Origin of the sequence: Mycobacterium sp. (genome assembly GCF_049683935.1) — a bacterium.
GTDB lineage: Bacteria > Actinomycetota > Actinomycetes > Mycobacteriales > Mycobacteriaceae > Mycobacterium.
The window spans coordinates 1-24,377 of record NZ_JBAUJR010000398.1 but is presented as its reverse complement, the minus strand read 5'-3'; the positions used below and the strand labels follow the sequence as shown (position 1 = coordinate 24,377).

The following is a 24,377-nucleotide window of genomic DNA, read 5'->3' as shown; positions in this document are numbered from 1 at the left end:
CATGATCACCAGGCCCAGCTTCGCGACGGGTGCAAAAACGGCGCTGCGCGTGCCGATCACCAGCCGTGCGTCTCCCCGGAGCACCGACAGCCACCGTCGGTAGCGTTCGGCGGGGCCCAGGCCCGCCGACAACGCGACCACCCTCGACTCGTCCACCGTGGTGACAGCGGCTGCCCTGAGCCGATCCACATCGCGTTGGTCGGGGACCACGGCAAGCACGCCTCGACCCGAGTTCACGGTCACCGCGGCGGCCTCGGCCATCCGCAGGGCCCACGACTCCCCCGGCAGCGCCTGCCACACCGCCCGCGCCGCGCGGAGGTCGGCGAGCGCCGCCACGAACTGTGCACCACCGCTGTAGACAGACCAGCCGGAGATGTCGATCGGTTCGGTTGCGCTCATGAGCGGCTCGAGGGGTGACGGCGCCTTCTTCTCCACGTTGGCGTGTCGAGGTGGAACGGCCAGTCGCAGCACGTCGGCGCGGGTACCGGCGTACCGCGCGGCCACGGCATCTACCAGGCGCAGCACCTCATGGGTGAGCACCCGCTCGGCCGACACCACCTTGTCCAACCAGCCGAGCTTGCCGACATGATCAGTGTCCGAACGCCTTTCGAGAACAAAGGCATCGACCAGCCGGCCGTGGAACCGTACCCGGACGCGCACCCCCGGCTGGACATCGTCGGATTGTTCCGCCGACACCAGGTAGTCGAACTCTCGGTCCAGGTGCGGGACCGAGAGCATGGGCAGCACGCGAGCGACCGGTTCATGCTCGGCGGCCTGCCGGGTAGTGGTCACTCCGCAGGTCTAGCAGATGGCCCTGACGACCGGCCGAAGAAGAATCCGGCGGTGATCAACAGCAGCGAGGCGGCGTACACCCACCAGATGGGCACCGCCAGCGCTTCACCGTTATTCGGGTCCAGCACGAACTTCCCGATGCCGATCATCGCGTCCGAGACGGCGAAGCAGCCCGCACCCAGGGCCGTCCACGGGGTCGGGAGATCGGCGAGCAACGCCGCGCAGACCATCGCGCCCAGGACCGCGATGTAGAGCGTGACCGGCAGCGCCATCCCCTCGGCGATCAGTCGCGGCCAGAACCACACCAGCAGTGCGATGCAGGCGGCGATCATCACCGTCACCCCCGCGACGCGGCCGGGTGTGGCGACGGCCAGCGGTGCCAGCGCCGCCAGGAAGCACAGGTGGGCAACCAGGAACGCCGCCAGTCCCAGCACGAACGACGGTTCCCACCAGGGCATCGCGAGCAGGAAGTCCCCCGCGGCCGAGAAGATCAGAGCGCCGACCAGCCATCGACGCTCCCGTGGGACGGGGTGGGTCAGCGCGGCGGCGGCCAGGAGTACCGCGGCCAGCGCCTTCACCGCGGGTTGCAAGCCGAACCGACCGGTCAACTCGGATCCGATCGGAACCTGCGTCGCCGTGACGATGAGGAACAGTCCGTATCCGGCTGCGACGACGGCGGCCGCCAGCCACAGGGCACGTCCGCGAAACTCCGGTGCTGTGCGGCGGTCGGTGGAGGTCATCGTCAGAACGTACTAAACAGCCAGGCGGCGGAATCACAAACACCGGCGTATGTCACGCGAAAATCGACGTCACCAGCGGATATCGCACTCTGATAGGTTCGTTCACAATGGCTGCACCTCGACGTCGCCGGCAACCCGACACCGTCCGCGTCGCGACTCTCGATGTGCAGCACAGCAACAGGCGATCGGCGGTCATCGTCGGACCTGTCCAACTGCCTCCGATCGAGGATCTCACCCGACGTTTTGCCGCGCTCGCCGCAGTCGGCCCGATGGCACGGGTGGGGCTGCAGCCGTCGACCTCGAGCACCCAGTGGCGCTATGCGCCGGAATCGGTCCACCAGGCCGTGACCGAGACCGTCCTGCCTGACGGCGCCGACCCCGCCACGCTGCTGGCGACCCTGCGCCAGGGTCCGCCCGGGGGCATCCGGGTGCTGTCCGGAGGCGACTACCTGGCTATCGACTTCAGCCACGGCCTCGGCGAGATACCGTTGCTGCACACGATCATCGACGTGCTGTTCGGCTGTGCCGATCCGACTGATCCACGTCTCTGGGCCGCTTTCCGTCGGCCGCTCTCACCGCTGCTCGTCGCCGGTGTCCGAGCCCTTGGCCTGGGCCCCCACAGGCTGGTGCCGTTGTGGCGTCAGCGTCGCCCCGACGTCGGCGCCGCGCCGGTCCCCGAGGCGGCGGAGACAGTCGCCATCACCCCGTCCCCCGCCACCCGCATCGCCCGCATCGCGGCAGCCGAAGTCGCCGAGTTACGCGCGCAACGGGATTCGGCACTGCCCGGGGTCGGCCTGTTCGCCATCCACACCCACGCCCTTCACGAGGCATTCTCAGATGCGGGGTTCGACGTTGCCTCCACGGTGACGCTGCCGTTCGACGTCCGCCGGTACCTGCCGCGCGGACATGACACGCTGGCATCCTTCACGGCCGGTCTGGATTTCGAACTCGATCGTCAGGCGGGTCCGGGTCTGCTGCAGGCGCAGATGACCGCGGCCAATTCGATGGCGCGTCCCGTCGCCAACCTGATCGCCGGAACCGTCAAGACCCGGTTGGCGTTACGATCCGGCCGCAGCGCCGAGTGGACCGTGCCCGACCGACCGCAACTGCGACTGCTCCACTCCGGCATCGGTACCGTTCCACGTTCGGGTCGGTGGCCGTTCACCGACACCGCTGAGGCCCGACTCCTGGTCGCCAGCGATCCGACCGGACCCTGCGGCGTGACGGTCACGACGTCGACGGTTCTCGGCGCCGTCTGGCTCACCGCGCAGTTCCACGATTCTCTGTTCGACGCGGACAGAATCGGCAGGGCACTGAACTCCGTGGCGGAGCGGACACGTTCTCTCATCGGCGCGTCGTCGCCCCCCTGATCGACGACGTCAGCCAGGCGCGTTCTCCTGGTTGATGCTTCGGAACACGAGCGTCTCTCCGTCTTCGTAGAACACCGTCCAGTTGGGCGACGCATGCAGCGCGTCCTGCACGATGTCGATCGCCTCGGGTCGATAGTCGCCGTAGTAGCGCACCGCCTTGTTCGACTGTTCGCTGAACATCACATAGGCCATGTAGGCGTCTCGAGTGGCGTTGTCGTTGAGCGTCTTCAGATCTTCCTCGCTGGGAAAACTCGCTTTGAGTTCCGGCAGGTTCGGATCCCGGCCGTCCCACAGGTCGTAACTGACCGGCTCATCGAAGTACGGGTTGTGCAACGTCAATTCGGCGTAGTCGGCGTTGAGTCTGGTCGGCAAGCCGCCCAATCGCAGCATCACCAGACGGGTCCGAGGATCTGCGTCCACCGTGAGCTCTTCCATCAGGTCGATCTGCGCACGGGTCTCAAAAACCATGGGCCACAACGCGACATAGCCGTGCAGCCCGGCCAGCGACACACCCGTCAGCCCGAGAACGGCCACCGTCCGAGCCAGCACCCGTCGCACGCGGCCTCCGACGCCGTCCACGGCGCCGACCACGGCGGGCGCGATGAGAATCGCGCAGCCGAGCAGTGAGTAGAGGTACACCCGGAAGATCGCCTCGCCGCCGTAGCTCTGCCCGAGAAGCAAACCGAAAGAGCTGAACGCCACGATGCCGAGCGCGAACATCGGCTTCTTCCGCCGCCACATCCAGAACGCGCAGCCGAGCGCGGTCAGCACGACGGTGACGGACAACCCCCGCACCACAGCAGAGGTGAAGTCCTTCGCGGGCAGTCCGGACGTCAGGATGTTGCTGGTGGCATTGCTGATCGGTGTGCCGCCGGACAACAGGCCGTAGGGCAGCACGGCTTCGAGGTTCAGCAACAGGTAGGCGCAGGCAATCGCCGCCATGGCCAACGCGATCCACCGCGGCCGGGCGCGCTTGAACAGACACAGCAGGCAGGCCACAGCCACCGCCCAGAACGGTGTCAGTTGGTGGGTCGGGACGGTCGCGGCGAACACCACGATGCTGAGCACACCGCATGCCGGACTGTGCGGAGATGCCAGCAGCAGCGCCAGCATCCCGAACGACAGCACCAGAGCCCACGCCTGCGGCGCGAAGTAGTCCTGTGCCACCCAGTTGGTGATCTCGGCGATGAACGCCGCGGTGACCGCCGTGCGCCTGGACCGACCGATGACCCGGGCAGCGGTGTACACCGCGAGCGCGATGAGGACGTGCATGACGGGGGCGAAGAAGTGCGCGACGGTGATCGGCTCGATCCCGGTGATGTCGCAGAACCACGCCCAGGTCACGAAGAACGCCGACCACTGGGCGTAGATGTCGGTGCCGTCCGGGGTGATCCGCCCGTTGAGCATGATGTAGTCGACGACCGCCAGGTGCTTGTACGTCCAGTCGTAGAGCGGGACCTCGGTCGCCGCCACGGTGGTCACCCGAGCCACGACGATGGCCGCAACCACCGCGCCGGCCGCGGGTAACAACTGGCGATTGCGCACAGCGACCAACAGCGCCGCGCTGCACAGCACGATGCACACGGCCAGCAGCGGGCCCGACCCGGAGAACAGCAGGCCGTAGTAGCTCGCTTCCACCCCCGGCAGGCCGGGAACGGCGAACACCCACAACGCGACGGCCAACCCACTGAGAAACAGCGAGAGATGTCGTCGGACAAAGGATTTGTCCGCTGCGCCGCTGATGGTCCGCATCCGCCACAGGCGGGCACCGTCGAGCACCGAGCTGCCGGTGCGGTAATACCAGTACGCACTGCTGCCCGCCACGGCCATCACCTGCACCCAGAGGACGTCAGGCGGACTCCAGCGATACGACCACATCGCGGTGATCGCCACCAGGGTGATGATCGCCGCGCCCAGCACCGGGACCGTGGACAGCAGCGCCCGCCGCGGAATCCGCACCCACGTCAGGACCGCTGCGCCAGGACCGATCGCGATGAACGCCGCGAGGCTGATCGCGCGCACCCCGGCGGGCAGGTTCATCAACGCGACGACGCCGGCCACTGCGCCCACCGCAGCGAGGTCCGCCATGCGCACTGTCCCGACCGGAAGCCGGTACCGTGCCCGCGCAACGTCGACCGCGATGGTCGGCGCAGTGTCGCCGACGGGCGGTTGCAGCGTGACTGTCATCGCCGCTGGGCCGTCGAGCCGGTGCGGGTGAGTTTTCTTCTTCCGTGCCACAGCGCCCTGGGTCCGCCCAGCACGGCCAGCACCTCGGTTCGGCCGACCGACGTCGGCACCTCGTCGCGAAGGTCAGTGGGAGGAGCCATGATTGCGCCGTAGTCGACTCCCGCGCGCAGCGACGATCGGAACTGTCGCCGGATCACCCTGGCCGCCAGCCGCCGGTGCGAGCGGTCCAGGGTCACCTTCGTCAACCAGGCCCCCAGGCCGAGACCGTAGCCACGCGCTTGGGCGAGCAGCGCCTCGTTGTCACTGCGATGGCGGTGCCACACGATCGCCGACGGTTCGGTGGCCAGTTCGTCGCCTGCGGTCAGCACCCGGAAGAACAAATCGAGATCCTCGCCGCCCTGCGCGGCCGTGCCCGCACCGAGCGCTTCGTCGAAGCCGCCGAGCTCGACGATGCGGTCCCGTTTGACCGCGAAGTTCGCTCCCGTTCCGAGGCGACCGACCTGGAACGGGAACAGCGGTTGGTCGGGTGGCGGCGCAGCCATGCTGAACAACCGCGGCTGCAGCGAGCCGGCCCACGAAACCCGCTGATCGAAGTAGTTCTGTGCCGGGGTGCGCAGTTCGCCACTGGGCACCAGACCGGACACGCACGAGACCCGCGGTGTGCGCGCGAAACCGCGGACGATTCCGCGCAGCCACTGGCGATCGACGAACACGTCGTCGTCGGTGAATGCCACCAGATCGTGGCGAGCCGCGCGAAGACCGGTGTTCCTGGCGGTCGACAACCCGGGGATCGACTCGGCCACCCTGCGTACCCGGTCGTCCTCGAGTTCTGCGACCACTCGGGCCGTGGCGTCGCTGCTCGCCGCGTTGTCGACGACGACCACTTCGTAGTCGGGGTAGTCCAGTGCCCGTATCGATTTCAGCGCGTCAGCCAGCTGGTCCGGTCGATCTCTGGTGCACACCACCACCGACACCGACGGCAATCGGCAATGTCGTTCAGGTTCACCCGGCGTCGAATCAGCAGGAACCTGGACTCGCACCCGGCCGTCGACGATGGATGCCTCGACGAAGGCTATGGGTTGCAGCCGGTGGCGCATCAGTACGCGTGCCTTCTGATAACCGTCGGCATCGCCGGCGACGAACTCCACCGCACCGTCGAGGTCGGGGGTCCAGTCGTCGAGGTCGAGCATGCCGATCCAACGGGCTTGCGGCCACGTCGGCTGTGCCTGTGACGGCATGGCGGGGCCGAGAACCGCAGAAAGGGTCACAGCGCCGTCACCCTCACCCAATCCACCAGCATCGTCGAGGGATTCGGCGTGGAGGCGTCCGGAGGGCCCGGCCAGTTGCCGCCCACCGCGAGGTTCAGCAGCAAGAAGAACGGGGCGTCAAAAACCCAGCGGCTGTCCGCCGCCAGATCCGCAGGGGTGACGGTCAACAGCGTGAGCCCGTCGATTCCGGTGACGATGCGGCCTGGTGTGCGTTCCACCCAGTAGGTGTGGAACTCGCCTGCCAGCGGAGAGGGCGCCGGTCCCGCTGTGGAGACTTCCTGGCCGCGGGGCGATCCTTGCCGCGGCGCGTGGATGCCGGTGTGGTACTCGGTGGCGTAGTTGAGCGTCTCGATCACGTCGATCTCGCCGGCAGCCGGCCATCCGACCTGATCGATGTTGCTGCCCAACAGCCAGAACGCCGGATGCAGGCCGGTGCCCGCGGGCAACGCGATCCGCGCTTCGGCACGCCCCGACGTGAACTCCATGCTCCCCTGCGTCGTGATCCGCGCGGAGGTGATCACATCCCGGGCGTCCCCGCGGGCGGTGATCGCCAGATGGCCCGCACCGTCGAGGCTGACATTGGCCGGGCTGTCGGTGTAGATCTGCAGTTCGTTGTTGCCCCAGCCGCCGCCGCCGGTCTCGTACCGCCACTGCGACGACGGCAGCGCGCCGGCCGGTCCGTTGAACTCGTCTTCGAAGATGACGCGCACGCCCGTCGGCTCGGCTCGGCTCAGCGACGTCGGAACCGTGCATCCGCACACGGCGATGACGCAGGCCAGCAGGGTGCCGTGGCGCAGCAGGCGACGAGACCTAGTGATGTCCACCGTGATTCCTCGAGAAGTTCCGGCGATACCGCCGTTGTGGTGGAACGGGTCCGTAGCCCGGCGGTGCCCAGAGCGATCACCGCGGCGAGGATGCCGTAGATGGCCATCCGCTGGGATCCGCCCGCTCCGAAGAGATCGTGCTGGCCCAGGTAGGCGAAGTACCCGACCATACTGATCATTCCGGCGACCACCGCGACGCCCCGACGTTCAGCCGACAGTTCTGACGTCGTTCCGAGCGCGATGAAGAGCACGCTCACCGCGCCCAGCGTGAGGAAAACGGTTGTGGCAGTGAGGTTCCACGGGTAGTCGACCTGCTGAGTGATCAGCCCGGTCGTGGCCAGGGCGAGACCCGCAGCCAGCAGCAGGACGGCGTGCCCGCGGTCGGTCACCCGCTGCGCGAGGAAACTCGCGGCGACATACGCAACGGCCAGACCTGTCAGCACCAACGCGACGTTCATCACGTGGTACAGGTCGCTGCAGGGCCAGTTGCCCTCAGGTCCGCAGAACGCAGATCCCAACGGGCCCAACAGGTCTTCGCGATAGCCGTAGTAGCCGCGCCACGACGCCGACACCAGCCATTCCGCGACGAAGTAGATCACGGGTACCAGCGCCACCCACCCTGTGATCCGGGCATCACGGAGCAACCGGACGATCCCCGACACTATGCGCCTCCCCGTTGTTGCGCCGTCTGAACCAGGCCCACGAGGTAGCCGGTGGTGGTCACCAGCACTCCTGCTCCCATTGCCAGCACCCGGGCCGGCCTCCGGCGCGCATGCCAGACACCCGCGGGCAGCGTTCTCGTCGTATACGTCCGTTCGCTGTGCAGCGACGAGCGCTGGCCGCAGAGCCTGGTCAACATCGCCTTGCTACGACCTTCGTGGTAGCAGCGCCGAATGAAGTAGGACAACGTCGTCCGGTCGCGGGGCACCGAATGGGACACGGCGAAAGCGGTCTGGCGGATGATCTTCGCCTGCGCGTCGCGCCGGCTGAGTTCGATGCCCATCATCGTCTCCTCGCAGCCGGTGGGCACGGCACCGGTCCGACCGAGCTGCTCGGCGAACCCGCCGATGTCGGTCAGCGCCGCACGCCGCACCGCCATGGCCGCTCCGATCGGATTCCGGATCGGCGAGCCGTCCGGGGGTAGACCGCGGTAATCGCATCCGACGACCCACCCGAACTCCGGGGGAAACCATCCGGGCTCGGACCCGGCGTGCCATGCGGGGTGAACTGCGCCGCCGAGCGCGGTGACCGTGGTGTCGCAGAAGGCGGTCCTCACGCCGTCGAGCGCCGCCGGGCGCAGTACTGCGTCATCGTCGAGGAACACGACGACGTCCCCGGAGGCCACCCGCAGCCCGGTGTTGCGGGCACCCGACAGGCCCCGCGCGAATTCATTCTGCACCAGGGACACTCGGTGTCCGCAGGTCGATGTCAGGTCGCGGTACAGCAGTTCGTTCCCGTCGACGACGACAATCATCTCGTCGGCCGGCCGCAGTTGGTCGAGCACCGCCTCGACGGCCCGGTCGAGCCCCCGTCGACGTTCCGCGGTGTAACAGCAGATCACCACGCTCAGCGACACTGCCGCCGCGACCGGCTCATTCAGCGCTGTGGCGTGGGTCCTCACGGCGACCAACCGGCCGCAGCGACCGCTCGGAGCGCGCGGTGCTCACGCCGCTCGCGACTGATCGTGCGCAACACCCGCATGCCGTCGGTGACCGCGTTGAGATTACTGCGGCCGTAGATTCGCCTGCCTTCGAAGCTGGCCACCTCGCGGATCAGCCAACCGCTCCTGGCGGCACGCACGTTGATCACAGTCTCGATCTCGAAGCCGTCACCCCACTGAGGCTCGGCGCAGTCGATCTCCGGCAGGTCGAGACAACTCAGATTCCGGCGCCAGAAAGCGTTGTAGCCGTAGCACAAATCGCTGAACTCGGTTTGGAAGATGCGATTCACCAGCCAGTTCAGCCCTTTGTTGCCCACCCTCCGGAAGTGGGTGATGTCATCGCTTCCCCCACCGCGGGAGAACCGACTGCCCTTGGCGAGGTCGGCGCCACCGACCAGCACGTCGACGAACAGCGGGATCTCCGCGGGATCGGTGGAGCCGTCACCGTCGATCATGACGATGATGTCGCCGGTTGCCGCCCTGAAGCCGCAGGCCAACGCATTGCCCTTGCCGTTGCGGGTCTGCTCGATGACGGTGGCGTTGGGCCACAGCCGACGGGCGACATCGGCAGTGCCGTCGTGTGACCCACCGTCGATGACGATGACCTCGTCGACCGGCGGCATCCGCTGTGCGACGTAGGGCAGATTGCGGGCCTCGTTGCGGGTGGGCAGAACGACGCTGACCGTGGGTCGGCCAGCGTGTTCGCTGTGTGGACCCGCTGCGGCCGACTTCACCGCGTCCGGTCCCGCCGAGGTATGTCGAACCGGGTCGTCGATGTCGTGCAGGAAGTTGCTGATATTTGATTCGAGCTGCACATCGGATTCACGGGCAATGTCGGTCAAGACACGAAACTCCTTGTCTAAATTCATTTTCCAGTGCCCATAGCGACGGAACACGTGACGGGCCGGGGTCAGCTGCCGCAGACCTGGCCTTAACTAGGCGGGACTTTATCGAAAATTCACCGTGGTGTGGCGACTACCCCCGCACCCTATGACCATAGTCACATCTTTGGGTAGCCTAACCAAATTTCATCATCATCAGTATCCTCATCGCAGCGGTCACCACGACCTCCCGCGAGCGCGCGCCGGTAACGACGGACGCGCCATCAGCCCTCCCTAGGAACTTGATCCATGCCGACGACAGGCAGTACCGACGCCGCGTGGGCCGCCGCGCAACTGCCGGATGCCCGCCCGGCGCCGACACGCCAGCCGCAGGCCGGTGGACTCAGCATCGACATCGCCGCGGTGATGACCTCCAGTGCCGCCACCGGCATCCTCGGGTTCGTGTTCTGGACGGTGGCAGCCCGGGGTTACGACACCGCCGAGGTGGGCCGGGCGTCGGCCATCATCTCCTCCGCAACGCTCATTGCGATCCTGGCCAACTTCAGTCTCGGCAGCCTCTACGAACGCTTTTTGCCGCTGGCGGGAGCGCGCACCCAGCGCCTGGTGCGTACCGGAACCGGTCTCGTGATCCTCGCCGCGATTCTGTTCGGAGCGGTTTTTGCCCTCGTCGGTCCGCGCGCCCTGTTCCCGCACCTGGTCGAGGCGATGCTGTTCCCGGCTTTTGTTGCGGTGCTTGCCATCTACACACTCCAGGATCAGATCCTGATCGGACTAGGCCGCGCCCGCACGATCGCGGTGAAGAACATCTCCCAATCCACCGCCAAGCTGATCGCGGTCGCCGCACTCATACCGGTCGCCACCGGTGCCGCGATCGTATGGTCATGGGTACTGCCCGCAGCGGTCATCACCGCGATCATCGCGGGGTTCGTCATCCGTCGCGAGACCAGTGGCCGCACCGGCGCCCACACTCTGCCCCCGCAACGCGAACTGTTCCATTTCTTCGCGAGCTCTTACGCGATCAACGCGATCAACGTGATCGTGCCCCTGCTGGTCCCGTTGATCGTGGTGGCCCAGCTCGGGACCGAGATGAACGCCTACTTCTCGATGTGCTGGTTGGTGGTCAACACTCTCGGCGCGTTGATCGTGGCCACCGCCGCGCCGTTCATCGCCACTGCGTCCACTCCGGGCGCCGACGTGCGCTCCTGCACAGTGCGATTCGTACTGCTGTGCGGCGGCGCGGCACTGGCCGGATCTGTCACGTTGGTTGTTGCCGCCCCGTTCATCCTCGGGATACTGGGACCGCAGTACGCCGAGAACGGCACGACGCTGATCCGGATCATGGCCCTCGTCCTTCCGGCCGTGGCGCTGACAACCATCTACACCGCGCTGGCGCGTCTGCAGCGCAGGCTCCGACTGGCCGTCACCTCACAGATCCTGCTCGGATTTCTGGTGGTCGGCGGAGTCGTCCTGACCATCCCGCACTGGGGCATCAACGCCGTGGGCTACACCTACCTGGCGGCTGAACTGCTGATCACCCTGGTCGTTCTCGTCCCCACCATCGTTCTGCTGCGGAAGGTCGCGGCCACGCCCAGCGGACAGACCCTCGACAGCCCTGTGGTGCGTGCGGCACGGCCGGATCTGTCCCGGGTCGACAACATCGAGCACGCGTCCGTCAGCCAGCGCTTCGACGAGATCTCCGCCCTCAAAACCGCACGTGTCGCGCTGCGCACCGACGACACTGTGGTGACCTACGGCGCGCTGAGACAAGCTGCCGCGGGCTGGACCACAGCGCTGCGTGACCGCGGCGAACCCGAGGCCGCGCTGGCCCTTGTCGGAGACCTCGACCCGCACACCGCCGCAGTGATCCTCGGCAGCTTCGCGGCCGGGTCCCCGCTGGTCCCCCTGGACCCTGCGCTGCCTCACGACCGGATGATGCACGTCTTCGCCGCACTCCGGGAGCAGGGATACCGAACCGACACCGTCGTCGTCGGTGATGCGAACAGCTCACTGGCAGCAAAACTGGGAGAACACCATTCGGTGTGGCCGGCCGATCGGCCGCTGCGCACGCCGACCGGATCGACCGTACCGACCCCGCTCGGCGTGCAATCAGTGACCAGTATCCAATTCACTTCGGGCTCGTCGGGTGAACCCAAAGCGGTGTTGCACACCAACGGAACATGGCTCAGCGACTGGGTACTGCACCGTGACAGATTCGGTATCGTCGAGAGCAGTCGGGTGGCCCTCTGCATGCCGGTGAGCTTCGCCGCCGGACTCAACGTTCTTGTCGGGTCCCTGCTGTCGGGCGCCGAGGTGATCACGATCGATCCGCGCAACTGCACACCCGACGCGGCGATCCGGCGCCTCGCCGACGCCGACATCGTGATGTGCACTCCCTCGTTCCTCCAGTCGCTGTGCGAGGCCGCGGGCGCTCGCACCCTCGATCGGATCCAGCGGATCGTCACCACCGGGGAACCGGTGTACAACAACGTCTTCCGCAGTGCCCGCACGATGGCTCCGAACGCAGTGCTCACCAACTGGGCCGGATCGTCGGAGACCCTCGGAATCGCCCACTACGACATCTGGCCCACCGACGAGATACCTTCAGGCGTCATCCCCGCCGGCATTGCCGCCCCGCACAAGCGACTCGCCATCGATGATCAGGGCCGGCTGACGGTCACGTCGCCGTACCTCGCCGCGGGCTACCTCAAGCCGGAGAGTGCGACCACGGCCTTCATCGAGAACCCGGACGGCAGCAGGACTTTTGTCACCAACGACCGCGCCCGCCTCACCGACGACGGCGAACTGGTGGTGCTCGGCCGGATGGACGCCGCGGTGAAGATCCGCGGATACCTGGTGGAGCCGGCCGAGGTCGAGGCCGCCCTGCTCGACTGCCCCGGGATCCGCGAAGCCCTCGTGGTGGCCGGAATGGCCGAGGCACCCGTGCTGACGGCCTACGTCGCACCCGCATTGGGAACCCGAAGCCCGGCCGTCGCCGACGTCCGCGCTCAACTACACACGCGGCTGCCTGCGTGGATGGTTCCCACGCACGTCGTGATGCTGGAATCCCTGCCCCGCAACGAACGCGGGAAGGTCGACCGCGGGGAGTTGCCCGCACCGGTCCGCGGACCGATCGACCCCCCACACGCAGGGTTGGAGGCCGGCGTCGCCGCCGCCTGGGCCGAGGTGCTGCGGCTCGACATGGTGGGACGCAACGAGAACTTCTATGCCCTGGGCGGGGATTCGCTGAATGTCCAGCAGATGATCAGGGTGGTCGGCGACGAGCTCGGCGTGCAGTTGGCGCCGTCGGACCTCGCAGGCGCGCCGACGGTGGCGCAGTTCGCGGAGATCATCGGAGCCCGCCGCGCGGGGTCGTCGACGGCACGCAACGGGCGGATCACACCCACGACGGTGCTTCTGCGGCCGCCGTCCGAGGCCACGAGGGATACCGTCTTCTGCTTCGCCGGGGCCGGGGCATCTGCCCTGTCTTTCGTTCCGTTCGCCGACCGCCTCGACGCGGACACCGCGGTGGTGGCCTTTCAGGCCCAGGGCCTGGAGAACCGGGCGTTCCCGGACTGGACGATCGGCCGCGCGGCGCGCCGTCACCTCGAGGACCTGCTCTCGCTGCAGCCGCAGGGTCCCTACACGTTGGTCGGCCATTCCCTGGGGGCATTCATCGCGATCGATGTCGCGAATCGACTTCAAGCACTCGGCCACCGGGTCGAGTTGGTCACGATGCTCGATCCATTCCTGCCACCGCGTGCCGTGCGCGCGGCTCGACGGACGCTGCCGGGAGTGGCGTCGACCCTGCTCGAAGAGTCCCCGGCCGACCCCTTCGTACTGTGGCGACATCGACTGTGGTTGCCGCTGGCCGGAATCACCGACGGCACGCCCCAACAGAAGGTCGAGGCCCTCCGGGAAGTCGGGGTGCGGGTCGGCCGCCTACACCGACCACAGTGTTACGACGGGCGAACCCTGTTGGTGCTCAGCAGTTTCAATCTCGACGATGAACGGGTGTGGCCGCAGGTGCTCACCGGCGAGCTCACCACACAACGGGTCAACTGCGATCACGATTCCGTGGTCCGCGAACCTCACGTCGCACGCATCGTCGACATGATCGCCGCGGCGCGGTCTCGGCGCTGATCCACTGCCGCCAGCAGCACTTCGCCCATCACGGCGTGATGATCAGACCCGGGCAGGTCGACCCGTCCGAAAGACAACGGGGTGCCACCGCGCGTCAAGATCCTGTCGATCGCCAACACTGCCGGATACCACTTGTCCGCCGGATAGGTGGCGACGATGCCCGCACCCAGGTAGTCGGCGGAGTCGATGAGGTTCAGCCCGTCTCTGCCGCCGGCGTCGAGGAGATTGCGGTACCGCTCGTGGTCGTACGTCGAGTTGAAATCAGCGCCGACGATCAGCGGACGTCGATCCGCCTCCAGGATGGCCGCGATCCGATCGAGTTCGAGTGCCCAGCGCCACGCCGGCTCCGGGTATGGGGGCAACGGATGCAGGGCGTAGACCGCGAACGGGGTGGCACCCTGCACGACCACGGTCGCCCGGAGGTTGTTGTGCTGCAGGCCAGGGAGGAGTTCGGTGTCGCGGAGGGGGTACCGAGCGTAGATGCCCTCTCCCCCGCCGCCTTCCCGCGGTCGCAGATAGGAGAACGGCAGAGCGCGGTCCAGACCCGCCGCGGCCAGCCCGTCGACGGCTTCTGCGGTCAGCTCGGCGACGGTCAGCACGTCGACCCGGTCGCTGCGGACCCGGCTGACCAATGCCTGCGGGTCCGCTTCCCCCAGCCGGATATTCGCCTGTAGCAGCTTGATTTTCGGCACATCGTCGGCTGCGGCGGGTGGACTCCCGAGAAAGAGGGGCAGCTGAGCGGCCACCCCGACAACCACCACGATCAGCGCCGCGAGGGCCGCCGGCCAGAACCGGGCCACCGCCGACACCGCGGCCGCGACCACTGCGAGCACGACGAACAGCGGGCTGAACGACGCCAACAGGGTCACCACCGTGCTGACCGGGCCGAGAAAGTGCACGCCAACCCCGATCGCGGCGAAGATCGTCGCGACCAGGCCGAGGATACGCAGGATCATGCGCCGCGGCGCGCGCTCGGGTTTGGGTATCTCAGCCGCAGGCCGCGACGATCCGTCGATCACAACGGAGGAACAGCGGCTTGTCCGGTCCGGGTCACGCCGACAACGGTAATGGACCCGAGTCGGCGATGCCGATGACCCGGCGGGCTGCCCGCAACGCCGCCCGGGCCCGCACTCCCGCCGGTGCCCGCCACTGGATCGGCGCCTCGATGCTGACCGGCACCGGTGGCAACGCCTGCAACATGGCGACGATGTCGATACCTCCCTCGCCCGGGAACAACCGCGCGTTGCGGCCCTGGAATCGAAGTTCGTCGATCGACGTCGGCCGCGGGAGGAGTCCGTCGCAGATCTGCACGTACCTGATCCATTCCGTCGGCAGCGCCGCGAGATCTGCAGTGGTGGCCAATGCCCGGTCGTAGTGGATGGCGTCGACGAGGATGCCGACCTCGCGTCCGGTGCATTGCCGTACGATCGACGCGGCGTCGGCGAGGTCGCCGACATCGGTCCACGGCATGGGTTCGAGATTCGGGATCAAGCCGAAATCTGCTGCGAAAGCACTGAGTTCGGCGAGATTGTCGGCCAACCTGGAGTGATCGGGATCGTTCCCGGTCACCAGCACCTGCGTCGCACCGAGATACTCCCCGGTCTCCAGAAAGGAGCCGAAGTCGTCTCTCACCGCCGTGTCGGGGCGGAGCCGCAGGACCTCGATGTCGAGAACGAACAGGCCGCTGTCGTCGAGGCGCCGCCGGGTTTCGCGGATCATCGGCGTCCGGCCGATGGTCGGGCGGAGTGGCTCCTGGTCGGTAGCGCGAATGAGCCGCAGCCCGACACCGTCGTAGCCGGCTTCAGCGGCGCAGGCGACGAGCTCCGGTGGACTGAGCTCCAGAACCGTCAGCGGGGCAAGGGAAATCGGTCGCCGGGAGGCCCGACCGGCGGCCGGCTCGGGATGGCGTCGCAGTAGCCTCAACGCTGGTCCTTTCCGCGATCGAGCGAGATGGTGGCAGTGGCCTCCATTGTCCGGGAATCACCGCGGGCGTGGGGGCCTACCTCCGCCGACGGCAACCGCGTAGGCGGTGGTGCGTACGGTGTGTGCCATGCCCCTGGATGACATCCTGCAGAAGGTGCTCGAGGTTGTTCCGTTCCAGCTGACCACCGACGGCGGTCCGCAGGAGGCGCGCCGGCGGTTCGGTGACCTGCCCCGCCAATCGGTACACCCCGACGTGACGGTGGCCGACCGCAGGTTCGACGGTCCGGGCGGGCCGATCCCCCTGCGGGTTTACCACCCGCCGACGCAGGAATCCGTACTGCCGGTGGTGGTCTTCATACACGGCGGCGGCTGGTCGGTCGGCGATCTGGACACCTACGACGGAATCGCCCGGATGCACGCGGTCGGCGCCGAGGCCGTGGTCGTGTCGATCGACTACCGACTGGCACCGGAGCACCCGTTCCCCGCCGCGGTCGACGACGTGTGGGCCGCCACCCAATGGGTGGCCCGCCACGCCGACCAGATCGGCGGCGACCCGGACCGCCTGGCAGTGGCGGGTGACTCCGCTGGCGGGAACCTCGCCGCCGTGGTCGCGCAGTTGGCACGCGACGCCGGAATCGCCGTGCGGTTTCAGCTGCTCTGGTATCCCTCGACGACGTTCGACACGTCCCTGCCCTCCTTCACCCAGAACGCCGACGCTCCGATCCTGACCCTCGCCGCGTGCAAAGGCTTCAGCCGCTGGTATGTGGGTGATACCGACATGTCGGCGCCACCCGCCACCATGGTGCCCGCGCGGGGCGATCTGTCGGATCTCCCCGCGGCCTACATCGCGGTCGCCGGTCACGATCCGCTGCGCGACGACGGCATCCGCTACGCCGAACTCCTTTCCGCTGCCGGAGTACCCGTCGAACTGCACCACGCCGAGACGCTCGTCCACGGGTACGTCGCCTACGCCGGCGTGGTGCCCGCGGCGACCGAGGCCACCGAACGCGGGCTGAGTGCAATGCGCGCCGCGCTGGCGTGACTTGGCGCTAGGGTCGTCGGGGGACACTGCCTGGGGAGGTCGAATGACAGCACCGGACCGTATTGCGCCCGATTACCAGACCGTGATCGTCGGAGCCGGTTTCTCCGGAATCGGGACGGCGATACAACTCGACCGATCGGGCCTGGGGGACTATCTCGTCGTCGAGGCCGGCAGCGGCCCCGGCGGCACCTGGTACTGGAACACCTACCCCGGCATCGCAGTCGACATCCCGTCGTTCTCCTATCAGTTCTCCTTCGAGCAGAGCACACAGTGGTCGCGGACCTACGCGCACGGCGACGAACTGCAGTCCTACGCCGCGCACTGTGTCGACAAGTACGGCCTACGGCGCCGAATCAGATTCGACACCACGGTGCTCGGCGCCGATTTTGATGATTCACAAGGGTTCTGGCGGTTGCTGCTGGAATCGGAAGCCGGGAACGAGACCGTCACGGCACGATTCCTGATCAATGCCAGCGGGGTGCTGACTGTGCCGAACCTGCCCGACATCCCCGGTGTCGACTCGTTCGCCGGAACGACCATTCACACCGCACGCTGGGACCACGACCAGGATCTCACCGGAAAGCGCGTCGCCGTCGTCGGGACGGGTGCGTCCGCGGTGCAGGTGATTCCCGAGATCGCGCCGATCGTGGAGCGCCTCACCGTCTTTCAGCGGACCCCGATCTGGTGTTTCCCGAAGTTCGACGTCCCACTGGCGGGCGCAGCACGGCAGATGATGCGACTACCGATAGCCCGAACTCTGCAGCGCCTGATCAGCCAGGCTTACGTCGAGTTCACCTTTCCGTTGGCAGCCCAGTACTTCACCGTCAACCCGTTCGCCAAACGGATGGGCGCCGTGGGCCGGGCGTACCTGCGCAGACAGGTCGACGACCCGGCGGTGAGGGACAACTTGACGCCGCGCTACGCGGTCGGCTGCAAGCGGCCGGGCTTTCACAACACCTACCTGTCGACGTTCAACCGCGCCAACGTCGACTTGGTGACCGAACCCATCGACAAGATCACCGGGTCCGGCGTCGCGACCGCCGACGGTGGCCTGCACGAGGTCGATGTCCTGATCCTGGCCACCGGTTTCAAGGTGTTGGACACCGACAACGTCCCCACGTTCCCCGTAACCGGACCGCAGGGACGCTCTCTGGCCCAGTTCTGGAACGAGAACAGGCTGCAGGCCTACGAGGGCGTGAGTGTGCCCGGATTCCCGAATTTCTTCACGGTGTTCGGCCCCTACGGCTACGTCGGTTCGTCGTACTTCGCGCTGATCGAGGCGCAGACCCGCCACATCGTGCGATGCCTGCAGACCGCCCATCGCCGCCGCGCCACCCGGGTCGAGGTGCGCAGCGAAGCCAACGATCGCTACTTCGCCGAGATGATGAGCAAGCGGCACCGCCAGATCTTCTGGCAGGACAGCTGCCAGTCGGCCAACAGCTACTACTTCGACCAGCACGGCGACGTGCCGTTGCGGCCCGCCACCACGCTCGAGGCGTACTGGCGCAGCCGCCGCTTCCCGATCGACGACTACGAGTTCGTGTCCTGACCGTTCGGGCTGTCTGCCGCCGGTGGATCGTCGGCGGTCTCGGAGTTGCGATCCTCACCGACCGCCGGTTCCAGCGCGACGCTCTGTGAGCGCAGCGCGCCGGAGCGCTTCGGCGAATCGGACTCGGTGTACTCCAGGTGCACCACCGCGCCCACTGCCCGGCGCAGGCCTGGGGGCCCCTCGACGCGCAGGAACTCGCCGATCCGTCCGGCGCGGTAGCGCAGCGGCGAACCGATGAACTCTCCGAGGACCACTCCGCTGCCGAGAGCAAGTGCCACCGCAGCCGCGGCGACAAGCTGCCTCAGGCCGTCGCCGATGTCCTCGTCGGAGGCCAGGTAGAACACCGCCCGGAACACCGCCAGACCGGGCAGCATCGGCATGATGCCCGCCGTCGCTGTCACCAGCGCCGGCGCTTGCCGCCGGATCGAGATCAACGTCGCCAGGATCCCGACTCCCACCGCGGCGATCCCGCTGGCGACCACCTGCCCGAAACCCGCCTGGCTCAGAGCGAGAAGCACCGACTCGGCCACGCCTGCGGCGATCCCGGCGATCACGACCGATCTCAGCGGTGCGTAGCTCGCCACGGTCAGAGACGCTCCCGCCAGCGCCGCGCCGATCACCGCGAGCGCAATGGGAAGGGGCTGATTCGGCGTGATGAACGTCTCGGTCGCATCGACGTGCAGTTCGATCGTGACACCGAGAAGTTCCGCGACCTGCAAGCCGGCCAGAATTCCGACGACGATTCCGGCGGTCAGGAACACCGCCTCGCCCAGCCGGGTGACGGCGGTCAGCATGTATCCGGTCACGGCGTCCTGCATGGCGCCGACCAGTGTCATGCCGGCCAGCAGCATCACGATCCCGGTGGCCACCAGCGCGGTCGGCCCCTGCCCGGCGAAATAGTAGGCCGCGACCGCCACCAGGGTCGCGATCATCGCGCCGACCACGTGCTGGAAGAAGAACGGGGTCCGGATCCGGTTGAGCACCCGACCCGCCCGGTCGATCATCGCCGCGGTGACGGCAGCCAGCACACAGGTGAGCCAGTTGCCGCCGAACAGCATCGCGATGCCCAGCGCGAAGCCCGCCCACCCGGCGGTGGCCACCCAGCGGGGATACGGGTGTGGCCGCTCGGTCACCTCATCCATCGCTTCGTGGGCCTCGTCCACGGTGACGCCACCGGAGGTGATCCGCCCCACCAGCCGGTCGAGTTCGGCCACCCGGGTGTAGTCGGTCGACCGGGCCTGCACAGACCGCACGATGGTGACCGGTGGGCTGTCCGCGGTCGGCGGGGCCGACACGAAGACGGTGGTGACGAAGACGTCGACGACAACATCGGTGAGCCGGTAGGCCCGCGCCACGTCCTGTGCGGTGGCGACGACGTCAGCGGTACCCGAACCGGACGACAACATCACTTCGGCGAGCCGGATGGTCAGGTCGAGGACCTTGCGGGTGTGCAGGTCACCCAGAGCATTCTGGGAGCGGCTGCGCTGGCCGGCGAGCGGCGCGGGATCGCGCCGCCCCCGGAGAGCATTCTGCAGCCCGCGGCTCAAGCGGGCACTACCCTGTGATCGATCTCGCGCCATTGCCCAGCAGGGTACCGACGCCCCGAAGGGCGCTCCCTGAAAGCTCCGCCTAGACGGCGCTCTTGAGGTCGTCGACCTTGTTCAACTGCTCCCACGGCAGCTCGATGTCGGTGCGTCCGAAGTGACCGTAGGCCGCTGTCGGTGCGTAGATCGGACGCAGCAGGTCGAGGTCGCGGACGATCGCGCCGGGCCGCAGGTCGAACACCTCACCGATGGCCTTCTCGATCTTGAGCGGGTCCACGGTCTCCGAGCCGAAGGTCTCGACGAACAAGCCGACCGGGGCCGCCTTGCCGATCGCGTAGGCGATCTGCACCTCGACACGCTCCGCGAGGCCGGCCGCGACGACGTTCTTGGCCACCCAGCGCATCGCGTACGCCGCCGAGCGGTCGACCTTGGACGGATCCTTGCCGGAGAAGGCGCCGCCGCCGTGGCGGGCCCATCCGCCGTAGGTGTCGACGATGATCTTGCGGCCGGTCAGGCCGGCATCACCCATCGGGCCGCCGAGGACGAACTTGCCGGTCGGGTTGACGAGCAGCCGCGGCGAGGACGTGTCCAACGTCGGGTGGCCCAGTTCGGCAAGCACCGTGTCGATGACGTGCTGCTTGATGTCGGGCGCCAGTTGAGCGTCGAGATCGATGCCCTCGGCGTGCTGGGTGGAGAGCACGACGGTATCGAGCCGCACCGGCGTGGTGCCGTCGTACTGCACGGTGACCTGCGTCTTGCCGTCCGGCCGCAGATACCCGAGCGTGCCGTTCTTGCGGACCTCGCTCAGCTTGCGCGACAGCCGGTGCGCCAAGGCGATCGGCAGCGGCATCAGTTCCGGGGTGTCGGCGATCGCGTAGCCGAACATCAGGCCCTGGTCGCCGGCGCCCTGGGAGTCCAGCGGGTCGGCGGCACCTTCCACACGGGTCTCGTGCGCGGTGTCGACGCCCTGCGCGATGTCGGGTGACTGCGCGCCGATGCCGATGTTCACCCCGCAGGTGAGACCGTCGAAGCCCTTGTCGGAATGGTCGTAGCCGATGTCGAGGATGCGCTCCCGGACGGTCTTGGTGATGTCGGCGAACGCGCTCTTGGCGGTGGTCGTCACCTCACCGACGACGTGCACCTGACCCGTCGTCACCAGGGTCTCCACCGCGACGCGTGATTTGGGATCATCGGCGAGCAAGGCGTCGAGCACCGAGTCGCTGATGGCGTCGCAGATCTTGTCAGGGTGCCCCTCGGTCACCGACTCACTGGTAAACAGCCGAGCTTCACTCACGGTCGATCCCTTCCACTCAAGCCGGACTTGAGATGATCAGTCGGTCAACTTAATACATCGCGCGATGGTCCCGCCCCTTGCAGCTCCACCGCGTGCGCCCCTTGCACCCAAGCGGGTGCCTCCGCGGCGCGCAACCCTTACCCGCAGGCTGCCGATAGGCGCGGCCTACCCGTCACTGGTGCGCAGGAAAGCCGCGATCGCGTCCACAATACGGCTGGCGATCAGTGTCTTCGAACCGTGCTCCATCGCCGCCTCGGTTCCGTCGGACGACAGCAGCCAGCCGTCGTTGTGATCGACCTCGAACGCGCGGTTGTCGCCGACTGCGTTGACGACGAGTAGATCGCATCCTTTGCGCTTCAGCTTGGCGCGGGCATGGAACAACACGTCGCCGTTCGCGTCGCCCGTCTCCGCTGCGAAGCCCACGATGGCTTTCATGTTCGGCAGCTGCCCGTCGGTGCGCGCGCGGACCGCTCCGGCGAGGACGTCGTCGTTGCGGACCAGTTCGATGGTGGGGTCGCCTGCGGCGTCCGGACCCTTCTTGATCTTGTTGGTCGCCAGGTGCGCTGGCCGGAAGTCCGCGACAGCGGCGGCCATGACCAGGACGTTCACGTCGGGGGCGTGTTTGGAGACGGCATCACGCAACTGGGCGGCCGAACCCACATGGACAACGTCGACGCCGGCAGGATCGATGAGACCGGCGGTGTTGCCGGCGATCAGTGTCACCTCGGCGCCGCGCTGGGCCATCACCCGCGCCATGGCAAAACCCTGCTTTCCCGAGCTGCGGTTGCCGATGAATCGCACCGGATCGATCGGTTCGCGGGTGCCGCCGGCGGTGACCAGAACCTTGACCCCCGCCAGGTCGTAGGGCAGCGCGTCGCCGCGGTCGAGGAGCAGATGAGCCAGCGTGCTGATCTCTTCGGCTTCAGGGAGTCGGCCTGCGCCGGTGTCGGCGCCCGTCAACCGGCCCGAAGCGGGCTCCATCACGATCGAACCGCGACGGCGCAGCGTGGCGACGTTGTCGACGGTCGCCGGATGAAGCCACATCTCGGTGTGCATGGCCGGGGCGAACAGCACCGGACACCGTGCCGTCAGCAGGGTCGCGGTGAGCAGATCATCGGCGCGCCCGGCGACGGCGCGGGCCAGTAGGTCCGCGGTGGCCGGAGCGACGACGACGAGGTCGGCGGACTGGCCTATCCGGACGTGCGGGACCTCGTGGACGTCCTCGAAAACTCCGGCGCGCACCGGGTTTCCGGACAACGCCTCGAAGGTGGCTGCACCGATGAACCGCAATGCGGACTCGGTGGGCACAACACGAACGGAGTGCCCGGCCTCGGTGAGCTGCCGAACGACGGTGGCCGCCTTGTACGCGGCAATGCCGCCGGCGACGCCGACGATGATCCGCTTGCGTTCGGTCATAGGTCCTCGCCCGAGAATCTCATCGCCAGGCGGAGCCGGTCGCTACTCGCCACCCTCGGTGTGCTCGAGCAGGTCGCCGTGGATCTCGCGCATCGCGATCGACAGCGGCTTCTCCTGCAGTCCGGGCTCGACCAGCGGGCCGACGTACTCCAGGATCCCGTCACCGAGCTGGTTGTAGTAGTCGTTGATCTGACGCGCGCGCTTGGCGGCGTAGATCACCAGCGCGTACTTGCTCGACGCACGGTCCAACAGCTCGTCGATGGGCGGATTGGTGATGCCCAGCGGCGTGTCGTAGGCGCTGGCGGCAGACGGATCGATGTCCACGGGTGCCAGCCGCGTGTCGGCGTGCGGGGTGCTCACGTAAAAGATCTCCTGGCGGTTATTGATGCATATCTGATGAGTGCGGAACGGCGATCAATGCTGATCACGCGGCACCGGCGGGTGGGCCACCAGCAAGGATACCAATTCTGCGCACGCATACTCCAATTGACTGTTGACGACAACCTCGTCGAAGTCGCCCTGAGCGGCCAGCTCGGCTCTGGCGGTCTGCAATCTGCGGGCCATCACGTCGGCGGACTCGGTACCGCGGCCGGCCAGTCGGCTCTCCAACGCCTCCCAGCTGGGGGGCGCCAGGAACACCGTCAGGGCCTCCGGCATCGCCAGCTTGACGGCACGCGCGCCGGCCAGATCCACCTCGATCAGTACCGGCCGGCCGGCTGCTGCAGCCGCTCGCACCGGCGCGGCGGGCGTCCCGGAGCGATGCAGACCGCCGTGGATCTCCGCCCATTCGAGCAGCTCACCGCCGTCGACGAGCTGCTGGAAACGTTCCTTGGTCACGAAGGTGTAGTCGACGCCGTCGACCTCGCCGGGGCGGGGGGCGCGTGTGGTCACCGACACGCTGAAGTAGAGGTCGGGAAGCCGTTCGCGCAGACAGCGCACGACAGTGGACTTCCCGACGGCGGAGGGGCCGGACAGTACGACGACACGAGTCATAACCGTCCGACCCCTCGGCCGGCGTTCACGGGTTACCTAGTCGCTGGTGAAGTCGAACTTCTCCAGCAGAGCCTTGCGCTGACGATCTCCCAGGCCGCGCAGACGGCGCGTCGGGGCGATCTCGAGCTCTGTCATGATCTCCTGCGCTTTGACCTTGCCGACCTTGGGCAGGGCTTCCAGCAGTGCGGAGACCTTCATCTTGCCCAAGACCTCATCGGTCTCGGCATCCTTGAGAACCTGCTTGAGGTTGGTGCCGCCGCGCTTGAGCCGGTCCTTGAGTTCAGCACGCGCTCGACGAGCGGCAGCAGCCTTCTCCAACGCTGCCGCGCGCTGTTCGTCGGTCAACTGGGGAAGGGCCACGGGTTTCCTCCGTCTCTCACCATCATCTGTTTTGTCTCGGCTGGTCCGAGAACCAGCCAGCGTGCACGACCGTACCCACGCGGGCTGACGAAAGCTAACCCCACCCCCCGGTTACCGGGTCAAAAGCCCAGCGTGTAGCGCGCTCCGAGAGGCTTTGCGGCGGATGCGCCACCAGCGATCGCACCACCCGGACAACCGGTGGTACGACTAAATCGCCTGCGTAACGTAGGTATTGCCGGGGTTTCAGCGACGTCAACGCCTCGCAGGGGTCATCCGGAGGCGGCGCATCCTGTTCCGCGGCCCCGCTTCGGGAGAAATTTTCGCTGGTCACCGCGCTTCGGGCGTGTCGCGACCACCTCGACTACACCGACCCCGATCACCGCTCGGCGATCCTCACCGCACGTCGGCGTTCAGGTGGCTCACAGCGTCGCGC

The 24,377-nt window shown here is 67.5% G+C and carries 20 protein-coding genes; 4 read left to right on the top strand and 16 right to left on the bottom strand.

Annotated elements, in window-relative coordinates; all coding sequences use genetic code 11:
* On the bottom strand, positions 1-792 hold a 792-nt coding region (locus WA965_RS22690; RefSeq protein WP_526448100.1), incomplete at its 3' end, for a primosomal protein N' family DNA-binding protein.
* Positions 789-1,532: a lysoplasmalogenase family protein gene (locus WA965_RS22685; RefSeq protein WP_526297532.1), complete on the bottom strand. Its 744-nt coding sequence runs from the start codon at positions 1,530-1,532 to the stop codon at positions 789-791. The genes WA965_RS22690 and WA965_RS22685, both read right to left, overlap by 4 nt.
* A gap of 107 nt (positions 1,533-1,639) precedes the next feature.
* Between WA965_RS22685 and WA965_RS22680 the strand changes: the two genes are divergently transcribed.
* Positions 1,640-2,902 (top strand): hypothetical protein, encoded by a 1,263-nt coding sequence (locus tag WA965_RS22680; RefSeq protein ID WP_526297534.1) that lies wholly within the window; start codon positions 1,640-1,642, stop codon positions 2,900-2,902.
* A gap of 9 nt (positions 2,903-2,911) precedes the next feature.
* Here WA965_RS22680 and WA965_RS22675 read toward each other — a convergent pair whose 3' ends face one another.
* Genes WA965_RS22675 through WA965_RS22650 form a run of 6 tightly spaced genes read right to left on the bottom strand, consistent with a single transcriptional unit; the run spans position 2,912 to position 9,683 of the window.
* Entirely contained in the window at positions 2,912-5,089 is a 2,178-nt protein-coding gene (locus WA965_RS22675; RefSeq protein WP_526297536.1) for a hypothetical protein, read from the bottom strand.
* Positions 5,086-6,357 (bottom strand): glycosyltransferase family 2 protein, encoded by a 1,272-nt coding sequence (locus tag WA965_RS22670; RefSeq protein WP_526297538.1) that lies wholly within the window; start codon positions 6,355-6,357, stop codon positions 5,086-5,088. Before WA965_RS22670 ends, WA965_RS22675 begins: the two co-directional genes overlap by 4 nt.
* Positions 6,354-7,181, bottom strand: a complete 828-nt coding sequence (locus tag WA965_RS22665; protein ID WP_526297540.1) for a glycoside hydrolase family 16 protein — start codon at positions 7,179-7,181, stop codon at positions 6,354-6,356. Before WA965_RS22665 ends, WA965_RS22670 begins: the two co-directional genes overlap by 4 nt.
* Entirely contained in the window at positions 7,088-7,843 is a 756-nt protein-coding gene (locus WA965_RS22660; RefSeq protein ID WP_526297542.1) for a hypothetical protein, read from the bottom strand. Before WA965_RS22660 ends, WA965_RS22665 begins: the two co-directional genes overlap by 94 nt.
* A complete protein-coding gene (locus WA965_RS22655) occupies positions 7,843-8,802 on the bottom strand; it encodes a glycosyltransferase family 2 protein (protein WP_526297543.1) in 960 nt (319 codons plus the stop codon). Before WA965_RS22655 ends, WA965_RS22660 begins: the two co-directional genes overlap by 1 nt.
* Positions 8,799-9,683, bottom strand: a complete 885-nt coding sequence (locus tag WA965_RS22650) for a glycosyltransferase family 2 protein (RefSeq protein WP_526297545.1) — start codon at positions 9,681-9,683, stop codon at positions 8,799-8,801. Before WA965_RS22650 ends, WA965_RS22655 begins: the two co-directional genes overlap by 4 nt.
* 288 nt (positions 9,684-9,971) lie before the next feature.
* Between WA965_RS22650 and WA965_RS22645 the strand changes: the two genes are divergently transcribed.
* Positions 9,972-13,823: an alpha/beta fold hydrolase gene (locus tag WA965_RS22645; RefSeq protein WP_526297547.1), complete on the top strand. Its 3,852-nt coding sequence runs from the start codon at positions 9,972-9,974 to the stop codon at positions 13,821-13,823.
* Here the strand turns inward: WA965_RS22645 and WA965_RS22640 are convergent.
* Entirely contained in the window at positions 13,772-14,779 is a 1,008-nt protein-coding gene (locus tag WA965_RS22640) for an endonuclease/exonuclease/phosphatase family protein (protein WP_526297549.1), read from the bottom strand. The two genes, WA965_RS22645 and WA965_RS22640, sit on opposite strands and share 52 nt — an antisense overlap.
* A gap of 94 nt (positions 14,780-14,873) precedes the next feature.
* A complete protein-coding gene (locus WA965_RS22635; RefSeq protein WP_526297551.1) occupies positions 14,874-15,746 on the bottom strand; it encodes a sugar phosphate isomerase/epimerase family protein in 873 nt (290 codons plus the stop codon).
* A gap of 127 nt (positions 15,747-15,873) precedes the next feature.
* Here WA965_RS22635 and WA965_RS22630 point away from each other — a divergent pair, with 127 nt between their 5' ends.
* Both WA965_RS22630 and WA965_RS22625 read left to right on the top strand, forming a co-directional pair.
* On the top strand, positions 15,874-16,788 hold the full coding sequence (locus tag WA965_RS22630; protein ID WP_526297553.1) for an alpha/beta hydrolase: 915 nt from the start codon (positions 15,874-15,876) through the stop codon (positions 16,786-16,788).
* A gap of 43 nt (positions 16,789-16,831) precedes the next feature.
* A complete protein-coding gene (locus tag WA965_RS22625; RefSeq protein WP_526297555.1) occupies positions 16,832-18,337 on the top strand; it encodes a flavin-containing monooxygenase in 1,506 nt (501 codons plus the stop codon).
* On the opposite strand, the gene WA965_RS22620 is transcribed toward WA965_RS22625, so the two are convergent.
* The 6 genes from WA965_RS22620 to mihF all read right to left on the bottom strand — a co-directional run bounded on the left by WA965_RS22620 (position 18,319) and on the right by mihF (position 23,944).
* A complete protein-coding gene (locus tag WA965_RS22620; protein ID WP_526297557.1) occupies positions 18,319-19,917 on the bottom strand; it encodes a threonine/serine exporter family protein in 1,599 nt (532 codons plus the stop codon). The genes WA965_RS22625 and WA965_RS22620 overlap by 19 nt on opposite strands.
* A gap of 49 nt (positions 19,918-19,966) precedes the next feature.
* A complete protein-coding gene (metK, locus tag WA965_RS22615) occupies positions 19,967-21,175 on the bottom strand; it encodes a methionine adenosyltransferase (RefSeq protein WP_526297559.1) in 1,209 nt (402 codons plus the stop codon).
* A gap of 165 nt (positions 21,176-21,340) precedes the next feature.
* The gene (coaBC, locus tag WA965_RS22610) at positions 21,341-22,591 is read right to left on the bottom strand and encodes a bifunctional phosphopantothenoylcysteine decarboxylase/phosphopantothenate--cysteine ligase CoaBC (protein ID WP_526297561.1); all 1,251 of its coding nucleotides are present in this window, start codon (positions 22,589-22,591) and stop codon (positions 21,341-21,343) included.
* Between the two features lie 42 nt (positions 22,592-22,633).
* Positions 22,634-22,951, bottom strand: a complete 318-nt coding sequence (rpoZ, locus tag WA965_RS22605; RefSeq protein WP_178358508.1) for a DNA-directed RNA polymerase subunit omega — start codon at positions 22,949-22,951, stop codon at positions 22,634-22,636.
* A gap of 54 nt (positions 22,952-23,005) precedes the next feature.
* Positions 23,006-23,584: a guanylate kinase gene (gmk, locus tag WA965_RS22600; protein ID WP_526297563.1), complete on the bottom strand. Its 579-nt coding sequence runs from the start codon at positions 23,582-23,584 to the stop codon at positions 23,006-23,008.
* A 36-nt stretch (positions 23,585-23,620) separates the two neighbouring features.
* Positions 23,621-23,944, bottom strand: coding sequence for an integration host factor, actinobacterial type (gene mihF, locus WA965_RS22595; RefSeq protein WP_067811067.1), 324 nt, complete (start codon positions 23,942-23,944; stop codon positions 23,621-23,623).
* Between the last annotated feature and the right edge of the window lie 433 nt (positions 23,945-24,377).

Coding starts and splice junctions, on each gene's coding strand:
- WA965_RS22685 (WP_526297532.1), bottom strand. CDS start 1,532: ATGACCTCCACCGACCGCCGCACAGCACCGGAGTTTCGCGGACGTGCC.
- WA965_RS22680 (WP_526297534.1), top strand. CDS start 1,640: ATGGCTGCACCTCGACGTCGCCGGCAACCCGACACCGTCCGCGTCGCG.
- WA965_RS22675 (WP_526297536.1), bottom strand. CDS start 5,089: ATGACAGTCACGCTGCAACCGCCCGTCGGCGACACTGCGCCGACCATC.
- WA965_RS22645 (WP_526297547.1), top strand. CDS start 9,972: ATGCCGACGACAGGCAGTACCGACGCCGCGTGGGCCGCCGCGCAACTG.
- WA965_RS22640 (WP_526297549.1), bottom strand. CDS start 14,779: ATGATCCTGCGTATCCTCGGCCTGGTCGCGACGATCTTCGCCGCGATC.
- WA965_RS22630 (WP_526297553.1), top strand. CDS start 15,874: ATGCCCCTGGATGACATCCTGCAGAAGGTGCTCGAGGTTGTTCCGTTC.
- WA965_RS22625 (WP_526297555.1), top strand. CDS start 16,832: ATGACAGCACCGGACCGTATTGCGCCCGATTACCAGACCGTGATCGTC.
- WA965_RS22620 (WP_526297557.1), bottom strand. CDS start 19,917: ATGGCGCGAGATCGATCACAGGGTAGTGCCCGCTTGAGCCGCGGGCTG.
- coaBC (WP_526297561.1), bottom strand. CDS start 22,591: ATGACCGAACGCAAGCGGATCATCGTCGGCGTCGCCGGCGGCATTGCC.
- gmk (WP_526297563.1), bottom strand. CDS start 23,584: ATGACTCGTGTCGTCGTACTGTCCGGCCCCTCCGCCGTCGGGAAGTCC.